The 12,702-nt window shown below is 71.6% G+C and carries 11 protein-coding genes; 5 read left to right on the forward strand and 6 right to left on the reverse strand.

Going from position 1 to position 12,702, the window contains the following annotated elements; translation table 11 throughout:
* Window positions 1-109: 109 nt before the first annotated feature.
* From OHB13_RS08550 to OHB13_RS08570, 5 genes are all read right to left on the reverse strand, one after another.
* On the reverse strand, window positions 110-3,283 hold the full coding sequence (locus OHB13_RS08550; protein WP_328376615.1) for an efflux RND transporter permease subunit: 3,174 nt from the start codon (window positions 3,281-3,283) through the stop codon (window positions 110-112).
* 178 nt (window positions 3,284-3,461) lie between these two features.
* A complete protein-coding gene (locus tag OHB13_RS08555) occupies window positions 3,462-4,142 on the reverse strand; it encodes a response regulator transcription factor (RefSeq protein WP_328325744.1) in 681 nt (226 codons plus the stop codon).
* Window positions 4,139-5,401 carry a sensor histidine kinase gene (locus tag OHB13_RS08560; protein ID WP_328376616.1) on the reverse strand — a complete coding sequence of 421 codons (1,263 nt, stop codon included), beginning with the start codon at window positions 5,399-5,401 and terminating at the stop codon, window positions 4,139-4,141. Before OHB13_RS08560 ends, OHB13_RS08555 begins: the two co-directional genes overlap by 4 nt.
* 248 nt (window positions 5,402-5,649) lie before the next feature.
* Window positions 5,650-5,928 carry a PspA-associated protein PspAA gene (gene pspAA, locus OHB13_RS08565; protein ID WP_266857799.1) on the reverse strand — a complete coding sequence of 93 codons (279 nt, stop codon included), beginning with the start codon at window positions 5,926-5,928 and terminating at the stop codon, window positions 5,650-5,652.
* A gap of 9 nt (window positions 5,929-5,937) precedes the next feature.
* Window positions 5,938-6,717: a PspA/IM30 family protein gene (locus OHB13_RS08570; RefSeq protein ID WP_371538648.1), complete on the reverse strand. Its 780-nt coding sequence runs from the start codon at window positions 6,715-6,717 to the stop codon at window positions 5,938-5,940.
* Window positions 6,718-6,994: 277 nt separating this feature from the next.
* Between OHB13_RS08570 and OHB13_RS08575 the strand changes: the two genes are divergently transcribed.
* The 3 genes from OHB13_RS08575 (at window position 6,995) to OHB13_RS08585 (ending at window position 9,600) form a co-directional block, all read left to right on the forward strand.
* Window positions 6,995-7,591 (forward strand): DUF3043 domain-containing protein, encoded by a 597-nt coding sequence (locus OHB13_RS08575; protein ID WP_266857796.1) that lies wholly within the window; start codon window positions 6,995-6,997, stop codon window positions 7,589-7,591.
* A 41-nt stretch (window positions 7,592-7,632) separates the two neighbouring features.
* Complete coding sequence (locus tag OHB13_RS08580; protein ID WP_266861144.1) at window positions 7,633-8,385, forward strand: methyltransferase domain-containing protein; 753 nt, start codon at window positions 7,633-7,635, stop codon at window positions 8,383-8,385.
* A gap of 99 nt (window positions 8,386-8,484) precedes the next feature.
* Complete coding sequence (locus tag OHB13_RS08585; protein WP_328376619.1) at window positions 8,485-9,600, forward strand: S1C family serine protease; 1,116 nt, start codon at window positions 8,485-8,487, stop codon at window positions 9,598-9,600.
* An 88-nt stretch (window positions 9,601-9,688) separates the two neighbouring features.
* Here OHB13_RS08585 and OHB13_RS08590 read toward each other — a convergent pair whose 3' ends face one another.
* Window positions 9,689-9,931 carry a hypothetical protein gene (locus OHB13_RS08590; protein WP_328376621.1) on the reverse strand — a complete coding sequence of 81 codons (243 nt, stop codon included), beginning with the start codon at window positions 9,929-9,931 and terminating at the stop codon, window positions 9,689-9,691.
* A gap of 139 nt (window positions 9,932-10,070) precedes the next feature.
* Here OHB13_RS08590 and OHB13_RS08595 point away from each other — a divergent pair, with 139 nt between their 5' ends.
* Together OHB13_RS08595 and cobT are read left to right on the forward strand one after the other, a co-directional pair.
* Window positions 10,071-11,276, forward strand: a complete 1,206-nt coding sequence (locus OHB13_RS08595; protein ID WP_328376623.1) for a bifunctional adenosylcobinamide kinase/adenosylcobinamide-phosphate guanylyltransferase — start codon at window positions 10,071-10,073, stop codon at window positions 11,274-11,276.
* Between the two features lie 111 nt (window positions 11,277-11,387).
* A complete protein-coding gene (cobT, locus tag OHB13_RS08600; RefSeq protein ID WP_328376625.1) occupies window positions 11,388-12,542 on the forward strand; it encodes a nicotinate-nucleotide--dimethylbenzimidazole phosphoribosyltransferase in 1,155 nt (384 codons plus the stop codon).
* Window positions 12,543-12,702: the final 160 nt, after the last annotated feature.

The following is a 12,702-nucleotide window of genomic DNA, read 5'->3' on the forward strand; positions in this document are numbered from 1 at the left end:
CCTGCGGCCGGACCACCGGATCCCCCGGTAACCGGCCGCAGCACGGAACAACGCGAGCGGGCCCCGCACCGGATGCCGGTGCGGGGCCCGCTCGTGCGTGTGCCGGGTGTCAGACGTTCGCCGGCTCCGGCTCGTCCGACGTCGAGTCGGCGCCCGAGGGAGTCCCGTCGCCCGACTGCTTCTGGCGCTTGGCCTCCTTCTTCGCCGCCCGGCGCTCCTTGCGGAGCTCCACCAGCGCGTAGAGCGTCGGCACCAGCAGCAGCGTCAGCAGCGTCGATGTGATCAGACCGCCGATCACCACCACCGCCAGCGGCTGCGAGATGAACCCGCCCTCGCCGGTGACGCCGAGCGCCATCGGGAGCAGCGCGAAGATCGTCGCCAGTGCGGTCATCAGGATCGGCCGCAGACGGTGCCTGCCGCCCTCCACGACCGCCTCGACCACGCCGAGGCCCTGCGAGCGGTACTGGTTGATCAGGTCGATCAGCACGATCGCGTTGGTGACCACGATGCCGATGAGCATCAGCATGCCGATCATCGCCGGGACACCCATCGGGGTGCCGGTGGCGAGCAGCAGACCGATGGCTCCGGTGGCCGCGAACGGGATCGAGACCAGCAGGATCAGCGGCTGGACCAGCGAGCGGAACGTCGCCACCAGCAGCATGAACACGATCGCGACGGCGGCCAGCATGGCCAGCGCCAGGTTCTTGAACGCGTCGCTCTGGTCGGAGGAGACACCGCCGATCTCGACGGTCGCACCGCTGGGCAGCGCCTTCTTGACCTCGTTGATCTTGGACTGGAGCGCGGTGGTGACCGCGCCCGTGTTGTCACCGGTCGGCTTCGCCGTGATCGTCGCGGCGCGGGCGCCGTCGATACGGGTCATCGAGACCGGTCCCGGGACCAGCTTGACCGTGGCGATGTCGCCGAGCTTGACCGCGCCGAGGTTCAGGTTCCGCAGCTGGGCGAGGGTGGCGGCCGGCTGCGCCGACTTCACGACGACGTCCCGCTCGCTGTCGTCCAGGATGATCTGGCCCGACTTGGTGCCCTGGACCGCCTGGCCGACGGCCGCGCCCAGCGTCGTCTCGTTGAAGCCCGCTGCGGCCGCCTTGTCGTTGGTCTTCACCGAGATGCGCGGCACGCTCTGCGAGAGGTCGCTCTGCACGTCCTTGACGTGGTCGAGCTTGGCCACCGCGGCCCGTACCTGCTCGGACGCCTTCTTGAGGGTGTCGCCGTCGCCGGCCTTGACCACGACGCTGAGGTCCTGATCGCCGAAGCCGCCGCCGCTGCCGACGCTGGCGTCGCCGATGCCGTGCAGCTTGGCGAGGCCCTTCTCGATGCGGTCCTGGGTCGCGTCGTAGTCCGACGCGTTCTTCAGGGTCACCTGGTACGAGGCCTGGTTGGCGCCCGTACCGCCGCCGAAGGCAGCGGCGAAGCCGGAGGAGCCGACGGTGACCTGGTAGTTCTTGATCGTGTCGATGCCGTCGAGCACCTTCTCGACCTTCTTGGCCGCGGTGTCGGCGGCCTGCAGGCTGGTGCCCGGGTCGAGCTTCTGGGTGAGCGAGAGGGTGTCCTGGTCGCCCTGGTCGAAGAAGTTGGTCTTGAGCAGCGGGGCCATGCCGAAGGTGGCGATGAGCACCACGGCCGCGATGACCAGGCTGGTGATACGGCGCCGGGTCGCGAAGCGCAGCACCGGGACGTAGAAGCGCTGCAGGCGGCCGCGCTCCTCCTTCTCCTCGGCCCTGCGGCGCAGCTCCTGCGGGTCGACACCGGCCGAGCCCTTGGGCGCGCGCAGGAACCAGTACGAGAAGACCGGGACCACCGTCAGCGAGACCAGCAGCGAGGCGAGCAGCGCAGCGGTGATCGTGATGGAGAACGAGCCGAAGAGCTGGCCCACCATGCCGCCGACGAGGCCGATCGGCAGGAAGACCGCCACGGTCGTCAGGGTGGAGGACGTGACCGCGCCCGCGACCTCCCGGACCGCGCCGATGATCGCCGCCTGGCGCTCCTCGCCGTAGCTCAGATGCCGCTTGATGTTCTCCAGGACGACGATCGAGTCGTCGACCACCCGGCCGATCGCGATGGTGAGCGCGCCGAGGGTGAGCATGTTGAGCGAGAGGTCACGGGTCCACAGCACGATCAGCGCCAGGAGCACCGAGATGGGGATGGAGAGCGCGGTGACCAGGGTGGAGCGGAGCGACGCCAGGAAGAGCAGGATGACGATCACGGCGAAGAGGAGGCCGAGCGCGCCCTCGGTGGTGAGGCCGGAGATCGACTTCGAGACGGACGGGCCCTGGTCGAAGATGACCGTCAGGTCGCTGTCGGAGCCGAGGGTCTTGCGGAGCTCGGGGAGCTTGTCCTTGACCGCGTCGGAGATGGCGACGGCGCTGCCGTCCTGGTCCATCGTCAGCGACAGGGAGAGGCTGGGCTTTCCGTTCGTACGGGTGATGGAGACCGGGGTCGCGGGCTGCTCGGCGACCTTGGCGATGTCACCGAGGCGGACCGGCTTCGGGGCCTTGCCTCCCGCGGAGGCGCCGCCCGGCGCGGGCTGGCCGGTGACGCGCAGGTCCTCGATCTGCTTCAGCGAGGTGTAGCCGCCGCCGACCTGGACCGTGCGGCTCTTGCCGTCCTCGGAGAACGAACCGGCCGGGAGGGTGGCGCCGCCCGCCTGGAGTGCCTGGCTGAGGGTCGCCGCGTTCAGTCCGGCGGCCGCCAGCTTCTGGGAGTCGGGGGTGACGGTGACCTGGAGGTCCCGCACGCCGTCGACGCTGACCTGGCCGACACCGTCGATGTTCTGCAGGACCGGGACGACCGAGCGGTTGAGCTGGTCGGAGAGGGCCTGCTGGTCCTTGTTGGAGGTGACGGCGAGGACGACCGTCGGGATGTCGTCGGTCGAACCGGCGACGACCTGCGGGTCGACCGAGTCGGGGATCTTCACCCGGGCCCGGTTCACGGCCTGCTGGACATCGGCGACGAGCTGCTTGGTGCCGTTGCCGTAGTCGAACTGGGCCATGATGACGGCGTTGCCCTCACTCGCCGTGGAGGTCACGCCCTTGATGCCGTCGACGGCCTTGATGGTGTCTTCGAGCGGCTCGACGACCTGCTTCTCGACCACGTCGGGGGACGCGCCCTGGTACGGGGCGAGCACCGACACCATCGGCAGTTCGATGGTGGGCAGCAGCTGCTGCTTGAGCTGCGGTATCGCGATCGCACCGAAGACGACGGCGACGATCGATATCAGCCCGATCAGGGCCCGTTGCGCGAGGCTGAATCTGGACAGCCAGGACATGGGGTCTCTCTTCTGTGGCGTGCGAGGCAGGTGGAGCCGGAGGAATGACTGAACGTACGGCGGGGTATGAGGGGGGCACGTGTGACCCACGTCTACCTTCAGCCATCCGGCAGGCCGGATTCGTCGCTCCCAGGTGCCCTACTTATCCGGCGCATACCGCAGCTGGAGTAGGCGGCCGCTACGCCCTTGGGTGGACCAGGCCCGATTCGTAGGCGATTACCACCAATTGGGCCCGGTCGCGGGCCCCCAGCTTCGCCATCGCCCGGTTCACATGTGTCTTGACGGTGAGCGGGCTGACGGACAGCCGCTCGGCGATCTCGTCGTTGGAGTGGCCGCCGCCGACCTGGACGAGGACTTCACGCTCGCGGACGGTGAGCGCGGCGAGCCGTCCCGCGTACGCCTCGGGGTCCGATCCGTCCGAACTGCCGCCCTGGGCAAGGAAACGCGCGATGAGCCCCTTGGTGGCGACCGGGGAGAGCAGCGCCTCCCCCGCCGCCGCGATACGGATGGCGTTGAGCAGCTCCTCCGGCTCCGCGCCCTTGCCGAGGAACCCGGACGCACCGGCCCGCAGGGACTGGACCACGTACTCGTCCACCTCGAAGGTCGTGAGCATCACCACGTGCACCGCGGTGAGTTCGGGGTCGGTGCTGATCATGCGGGTGGCGGCGAGTCCGTCCGTGCCGGGCATCCGGATGTCCATCAGGACGACATCGGGGGCCTCGGAGCGGGCGAGGGCCACTGCCTGCGCGCCGTCCGCCGCCTCCCCGACGACCTCCATGTCGGGCTCCGAGTCCACCAGCACCCGGAACGCGCTGCGCAGCAGCGTCTGGTCGTCGGCGAGCAACACCCTGATCGTCATACGTCCTCCCCCGCTCCGGCCGTGACCGGCAGTATCGCCTGTACGCGGAAGCCGCCGCCGTAGCGGGGCCCCGCCGAGCAGGAACCCCGCAGCGCGGCCGCCCGCTCGCGCATCCCGGTCAGGCCGTGGCCCCCGCCGTCCGCCGACGCGCCGTACCCGGCGCTCTCCGGCCCGGACTCCGCGCCCCGGCCCGCGCCGTCGTCGAGGACGGTGACCTCCAGGGCGGGTCCCACCCGCACCACGCTGACCTCGGCCCGCGCGCCGGGCCCCGCGTGCTTGCGCACATTGGTCAGCGCCTCCTGGATGATCCGGTACGCGGCCAGGTCGACGGCGGCGGGCATGGCGGTCTGCTCGTGGCTGCAGGCCACCTCCACCGGGAGTCCGGCGTTGCGGAAGGTGTCGACCAGGTCGTCGAGCACCGCGAGGCCCGGCGCCGGTTCGGTGGGTGCCTCGGGGTCGCCGGACTGGCGCAGCAGGCCGACGGTGGCGCGCAGTTCGTTGAGCGCGGAGCGACTGGCCTCCCGTACGTGCGCCAGCGCCTCCTTGGCCTGGTCGGGGCGCTTGTCCATGACATGGGCCGCCACCCCTGCCTGGACGTTGACCAGGGCGATGTGGTGGGCGACGACATCGTGGAGGTCGCGGGCGATCCGCAGCCGCTCCTCGGCGACCCGGCGCCTGGCCTCCTCGTCGCGGGTGCGCTCCGCCCGCTCGGCCCGCTCCCGGATGGCGTCGACAAAGGCGCGGCGGCTGCGTACGGCGTCGCCCGCCGCCGACGCCATTCCGGTCCACGCGAAGATCCCGAGGTTCTCCTGCGAGTACCAGGGGGTCCGGCTGAAGCACATCGCCGATGCCGTCAGCACGGCCATCGTGAGCAGCCCGACCCGCCAGGTGGTGGGGCGGTCAGTGCGGGAGGCGACCGTGTAGAGCGCGATGACCGCGCTCATCGCCACCGGCGCGGGCGGCTCCCCCGCGATCAGCTCGACCATGGTGACCGCGCCGGTCACCGCGAGCACGGGCATCGGACTGCGGCGCCGCAGCACCAGAGCGGCGGCGCCGACCAGCATCAGGATGACGCTGCGCAGCTCGGGGCTCCGGGTGCCGAAGGTCGGGCCGTCGGGGCCGCCCGCCGAGGCGAACGAACCGGTGATCATGCAGACGAGCACCGCCAGGGCCAGCACGGCGTCGAGCGCCGTCGGATGGGCGCGCAGCCAGCCGCTGGCCCGGGCGTAGCGGGTGGCGGCTTTCGACGGTGGGGTCACGTCCAGCAACGGTACGGCGTGCCGCAACCTGGTCCGGCCGCTCGGCCGGCGCCCCGGTACTGCACTGCGTTTCCGCGCGGTGTTCTCCCCGCACCGCACCGCACCGCACGGGGGCAGCACGTCCGCCGACAGCACGGCGCCCCGCCCTGTTCCGTCCCCTCGGCCGGAGGGGGCAGGACGGGACGGGGCGCCGGACAGTACGTCGCCGGAGTCGTCCGGGCGGGCCGCCCAGCGGCGGCCCGGGTGGCTCAGCCCGGGATCAGACCGTCGTCGTTGAGCATGTCCCTGACGTCCGCCAGAGTCGCTTCGGCGGGCGGCAGGATCAGCTCCGACGGTGCCAGGGAGTCGTCGGGGAGCGGCGTTCCCAGGTCCCTGACCTTGTCGAGCAGGGCGTGGAGTGTGCGACGGAAACCTGCTTCGTCGCCGCCCTGCACCTCGACGAGCAGCTCGTCGTCCAGCTTGTTGAGCTCCGTGAGGTGGCTGTCGGCCAGCTCCATCTGGCCTTCACCCATGATCCGTACGATCATGACGCGTCCCTACTGCTTGTCCAGATTCGGATGGGGCCTGTCCTGCGGCTCACTGCCTTCGATGGCCTGCTGGGAAGCGGAGGACCCGCCGGCCAGCTCGGCCTTCATGCGCTGCAGTTCCAGCTCCACATCCGTACCACCGGAGATCCGGTCCAGCTCGGCGGAGATGTCGTCCTTCCCCATGCCGGACTGGTCGTCCAGGGCACCCGAGGCGAGCAGTTCGTCGATCGCACCCGCCCTGGCCTGCAGCTGGGCGGTCTTGTCCTCGGCCCGTGCGATGGCCTGGCCGACATCGCCCATCTCCTCGGAGATACCCGAGAAGGACTCGGCGATCCGGGTCTGCGCCTGGGCCGCCGTGTAGGTGGCCTTGATGGTCTCCTTCTTCGTACGGAAGGCGTCGACCTTGGCCTGCAGACGCTGAGCGGCGAGAGTGAGCTTCTCCTCCTCGCCCTGCAGCGTCTGGTGCTGCGTCTCCAGGTCGGTGACCTGCTGCTGCAACGCGGCACGGCGCGACAGCGCCTCCCGGGCCAGGTCCTCACGGCCCAGCGCGAGGGCCTTGCGTCCCTGGTCCTCCAGCTTGGTGGACTGTCCCTGCAGCTGGTTCAGCTGCAGTTCGAGACGCTTGCGCGAGGTAGCCACATCGGCGACCCCGCGGCGTACCTTCTGAAGCAGTTCGAGCTGCTTCTGGTACGAGTAATCGAGGGTCTCGCGCGGATCCTCGGCCCGGTCCAGGGCCTTGTTGGCCTTCGCGCGGAAGATCATTCCCATACGCTTCATGACACCGCTCATGGGCTTCGCGCGCCCCCTTCTGACGGACTTCAGCTCCAGCACTTGAACCCACACTACGGGCCCTGCATCCATTACCGCACTGTTCGCGAGCGGATGCGCTCCTCCTCCAGGACGAGGTGAGGCGATTCCGCTCCCGCGCAGGGAGTAGGGACACCTCGGGGAAAGCCCCGCAGAACCGGCGGAACCAGCGCAGGGAGCTCCCGGCCGGGCAGACCGTTGCGCGATCGTTCCCCCTCGGTCCTGGCGCCCCGCACGGCACCCCGTACCCTTGGGTTTTGTGTTCCGAAGCCGCGCCAATGAAGAGAAGGTCCGCACCTCCAAGGTGACGCCGGACCTCTCCAAGCAGCCCCGCGACCCGCAGGCTCCCAAAGGTCGCCCCACCCCCAAGCGGAATGAGGCGCAGTCCCAGCGACGCCGCGCGGTCACTCCCACGACCGACCGCAAGGAGGCGTCCAAGCGTCAGCGCGAGGCCCGCCGTGCGGACATGGCCAAGCAGCGTGAGGCTCTCGCCAGCGGCGACGAGCGTTATCTGCCGGCCCGGGACAAGGGCCCGGTCCGCCGCTTCGCGCGGGACTACGTGGACTCGCGCTGGTGCCTCGCCGAGTTCTTCCTGCCGCTCGCCGTGGTCATCCTGGTACTGAGCGTCATCCAGGTGCCCGGCATCCAGAGCATCGCGCTGCTGCTCTGGCTCATCGTGATCGTGCTGATCATCATCGACTCGGCCGGAGTCTGGTTCCGGATGAGGAAGCAGATGAACGAGCGCTTCCCGGACCAGCCCAAGGGCGGCGCCCTGGCCTACGGTCTGATGCGCACGCTCCAGATGCGCCGGATGCGTCTGCCGAAGCCGCAGGTCAAGCGCGGAGAGCGGCCCTGAGCACGGGCGTCTCGGGGTTCGACGGCGCTTCGGCCGCATGGCTGAAGGGCCTGGGAGGGCTCCGCAACACCGTTCGCCAGGAGCTCGTCGCGCGTCAGCTCGACGAGCAGCTCGCAGCGCGTTTCCCGGTGGGGCAGCGGCTGCGGATCCTCGACGTCGGTACGGGGCAGGGCACCCAGGCCCTGCGGCTGGCCCGTGCCGGGCACACGCTGACCGGCCTGGAGTCCGACCCCGCGATGCTCAAGGTGGCCCGTGACGCGCTGGCCACCGAGCCGGAGGGCATTCGCGCGCGGATGCGGCTGCTGGACGGGGACGGCCGGGAGACCGGTGCGCACTTCCTGCCCGGCAGTTTCGACGTGGTGCTCTGTCACGGCGTCCTGATGTACGCCGATGAGCCGGACGCGATGCTGGCCGGTCTCGCCCGGATGCTGGCACCCGGCGGCTTGCTCTCGCTGCTCGTGCGGAACGCCGACGCGCTCGCCATGCGGCCGGGGATGGCCGGTGACTGGCCCGGCGCACTGGCCGCCTTCGACAGCGACACGTACACCAACCGGCTGGGCCTGAAGGCCCGCGCCGACCGGCTCGAAGCGGTCACCGCCACCCTGGCCGGTATCGCCGCCCCCCTCCATGCCTGGTACGGGGTCCGGGTCTTCACGGACAACGTGGGCAATGACGAGGAGCTGCCGTCCGCCCACGAGCTGGACCAGCTGCTGGCTGCCGAGGACCGTGCCGGGCGCACCGAGCCGTACAAGAACGTGGCGGCGCTGCTGCATCTGTGCGGTGTACGGGGCTGACGCCCGCCCGGGCCCGCTTCCGGCTCCGCCCTCCGGGGATTCCCCTGATCGGCGGCGCACCGCAGGCAGACCCCACCTGGCAAAAGCGACACTACGGACATGGATTCCTCCCGTACCCGTGGCCGTTTCCGTAGCCGTGCGCACCGGTTGCTGCTGCCGCTGACCGCAGGAATCTGTGGCGTCGCCCTGGTCGGCGGCTGCTCAGGTTCCGGTTCCTCGACAGGCCCCGCCGCCGGCCACGGTCCTTCGGCGTCCCCGTCGGTGGCTGCCGACCCCGCCGCCACCGACGGCGGGGACGCCCTGCAGAGCAACTACGAGCAGGTGATCAAGAACGTCCTGCCCTCGGTCGTCCAGATCGAGTCGGGCAACGACCTCGGCTCGGGCATCGTCTACGACAGCAAGGGCGACATCGTCACCAACGCCCATGTGGTCGGCAAGGCCAAGCAGTTCAAGGTCACATCGGCCACCGGCGGCGGCCAGCTGCACGCCCGGCTCGTCTCCAGCTACCCCGCACAGGATCTGGCGGTCATCAAGCTGGACAAGGTGCCGTCCGGGCTGAAGGCCGCCTCCTTCAGCCAGTCGTCCAAGGTCGACATGGGGAAGATCGTGCTCGCGCTGGGCTCGCCCCTCGGGCTCTCCAGCAGCGTCACCCAGGGGATCGTCTCCGCCACCGGACGCACCGTCAGCGAGGGCAGCTCCGGCGGCGGCACCGGGGCCACCATCGGGAACATGGTGCAGACCTCGGCCGCGATCAACCCCGGCAACAGCGGGGGCGCACTGGTCGGCCTGGACGGGAAGGTCATCGGCATCCCCACGCTGGCGGCGACCGATCCGCAGCTGGGCAGCGGCGCCGCACCCGGCATCGGCTTCGCCATCCCGGCCTCGATGGTGACCAACATCGCGGGCCAGATCATCAAGGACGGCAAGGTCACCAACTCGGGCCGGGCCGCCCTGGGGATCACCGGGCGCACCGTCGTGGGCGCCAATTTCCAGCCCGCGGGGGTCGCGGTGGTCTCCCTCACGAAGGGCGGCGCTGCGGGCGCCGCCGGGCTGAAGACCGGGGACATCGTCACCCGGGTGGCCGCCACTCAGGTCAAGTCGCTGACGGCGCTCTCCGAGGTGCTGGCTTCGTACAAGCCGGGGCAGAAGGTCAAGGTCGGCTACGAGCGGGACGGCAGCGCGAAGACGGCCGAGGTCACGCTCGGCACGATGTAGACCGGGTCCGCGAAGTCGCGCGTCCACGCAGCGGTGAGGGGCGGTGCCCGTGCGGGCGCCGCCCCTCACCGCTGCCGGAACGGGGGTCTCAGGCCGCCGGACCGGCCGCGTCCGCGCCGTCCGCCGTCTCCTGCGGGTGCAGGCTCATCGGGCCGTAGATCTTGGTCGCGTCCTCGAAGAGCGTCACCTGGTCGGCGCCGCCGTCGGCGAGCTCCTTCCACACCTCGCCGACCCAGGACTCCGCGTCGCCCTGCGTGGTGAACTCATCGGGCGCCACCGCCGGCTGGGTCTCCGTACCGTCGGACTTCTCGAACCGCCACGTCCATGCCATGTCCGCCTCCTGGATGCCACTGGATGCCACGCTGTCTTCGGCCGGCCGGGATCCCGTACGGGTCTCCCCGGCGGGTTCAACAGCTGCTGGCAGCGTAGCCGGGCGAGCACCGCGAGCGGCCGCGCGGGAGGATCTTCCTGTGGAACTCACTCTCCTCGGCACCGGTGCCCCCGACGGGCTGCCCCGTCCCGACTGTCCCTGCGCCGTCTGTGCGGCCGCCCGGGGCGAGCGGGCTCGGGCGGCGACCGCGCTGCTCGTCGACGGCGTACTGCTGCTCGACCTCACTCCGGGGGCCGCCATGGCCGCCGCACGCGCCGGGCACTCGCTGGCCGGCGTACGCCAGGTGCTGCTCACCCATCCGCACAACGGGCCCCCGGTGGAGCTGCCGGCCGGGCTGCCGCAGGCCGGCCGGGTGGCCGACGGACGCGTGCTGACGCTGATCAGCGGGCACCGGGTACGGGCGGTCGCGATGGACTCCCCCGGCACCGGGTACGAGGTGACGTCGCCGGAGGGCGAGCGGCTGCTGTACCTGCCGCCGGGCGCCTCACCCGCGGGATTCCCCGACGACGGCCGGGCTCCGTACGAGATGGTGCTGGCCGATGTCGTCGGACGCCCGGACGCCCTGGCCAGGCTGCGGTCGGCCGGGGCCGTCGGTGCCACCACCGATGTGCTCGCCGTCCACCTCGGCCACGAGGTGCCGCCGGGTCCTGAGCTGGCGAGACGGCTGGCCGCCGCGGGGGCGCGGGCGGTACCGGACGGGACGACGCTGATCGTCGGCGAGTACCACGCGGTGCCCGACCTGCCGCGCCGCACGCTGGTGCTCGGCGGGGCCCGCTCGGGGAAGTCCGTGGAAGCCGAACGGCGTCTGGAGGGGTTCCCGGGGGTCGTGTACGTCGCGACGGGCGGCAGCCGCGACGGGGACGCCGAGTGGGCGTCCCGGGTGGGGCTGCACCGCGAGCGCAGACCGGGCTCCTGGCGGACCGAGGAGACCTGCGACCTGCTGCCGCTGCTGGCGGAGCACGACGGGCCCCCGCTGCTGATCGACTGCCTGTCCCTGTGGCTGACCGACGCGATGGACCGGGTGGGCGCCTGGGAGGACGAGCGGTGGGCGGACGGCGGCGAACGGGCGCTGCACGAGCGGGTGAGCGAGCTGGTCGCCGCGGTCAGGGCCACCCGGCGCATGGTCGTCACGGTCAGCAACGAGGTGGGCTCGGGTGTGGTGCCGGCGACCGCGTCGGGGCGGCGCTTCCGGGACGAACTCGGGCGGCTGAACGCGGCCTTCGCCGCCGAGTGCGAGCACGTTCTCCTGGTCGTCGCAGGGCAGGCGGTCGTGCTGCGCGGCTGACCGTGCTCCTCGACGGGGCGATGCGGGCGATCCGGCGCACGGATCGACGTATCGGCAGGAGGTACGGGCCGCGCGGCGTCCCGCGGGAAAGGTGCCGGTACTGTTCGGCGAATGAGCGCGCTGAATCTCGACGACTTCTCCGATCTGATCGAACGTTCCGACAGCGGCGTACGGCGCGAAGCCGAGGAACGCCGGGAGCGGCTGGCCGTCCCGCCCGGCGCGCTGGGCCGGCTCGACGAGCTGGGTGAGTGGCTCTCGGCAGCGCAGTCCGCGGTACCGGTCAGGCCGGTCGACAACGTGCGCGTGGTGCTCTTCGCGGGCGATCACGGTGTGGCCGAACTCGATGTGTCGGCTCGGCCCGCCAAGAGCGCGCATGTACTGGTGCGGGCCGTGCTCGACGGGGAGAGCCCGGTCGCGGTGCTGGCCCGCCGGCTCGGGCTGCCGGTACGGATCATCGACGCCGGTCTGGACTGCGACCCGGCGCTGCTGCCCGACGAGGTCGTACGGCACCGGGTCCGGCGCGGCACCGGGCGGATCGACGTCGAGGACGCCCTCACCGTCGAAGAGGCCGAGCAGGCCGTACGTCTCGGCATGGCCATCGCGGACGAGGAGGCCGACTCGGGCACCGACCTGGTCGTGCTGGGCGATCTGAGCGTCGGCGGCACCACGGCCGCGTCCACGCTGATCGCCGCGCTCTGCGGCACGGACGCCTCGGTCGTCACCGGGCGCGGTGGAGCGGTCATCGACGATCTGGGCTGGATGCGCAAGTGCGCGGCGGTCCGGGACGCGCTGCGCCGGGCCCGGCCGGTCCTCGGCGACCAGCTGGAGCTGCTCGCCGCGGTCGGCGGCGCGGATCTGGCCGCGATGACCGGGTTCCTGCTCCAGTGCTCGGTCCGGCGGCTGCCGGTGATCCTCGACGGGGTGGTCGCGGCCGCGTGCGCGCTGGTGGGCCAGCGGGCCGCCTTCCGCGCCCCCGATTCCTGGCTGGCCGGCCAGGTCAGCGGTGAACCGGCCCAGGCGAAGGCGCTGGACCGGATGGCGCTGACCCCGCTGCTCGACCACGGCGTGACGGTGGGCGAGGGCGCGGGGGCGCTGCTGGCGCTGCCGCTCGTCCAGGCGGCGGCAGCTCTGGCGGCGGAGCTCCCGGAGCGTACGGCGGACGGCGCCGGCGAGATCGCCGCCGCCACGGAAACCCCCGGCGCGGAAGCCTCCGACGCAAAGGCCTCCGATGCAGAAGCCTCGGCCCAGGACGCCTCCGCCCGGTAGTGCCCGGTCCGTGCCGTCCGGCCGGAAACACCCCCAATCGGGCCGGGAATGGCGCGACTTCGGTGGCGGCGGGGCCATCGCCGGGAGACAGTGGGAAGTAGCACCGCGGCCGGCGGCCTGCCGTCGGCCGCAGCACGTCCCGGCAGGACACCCGGCGCCC

The sequence above is a fragment of the Streptomyces sp. NBC_00440 genome (genome assembly GCF_036014215.1).
Lineage (GTDB): Bacteria > Actinomycetota > Actinomycetes > Streptomycetales > Streptomycetaceae > Streptomyces.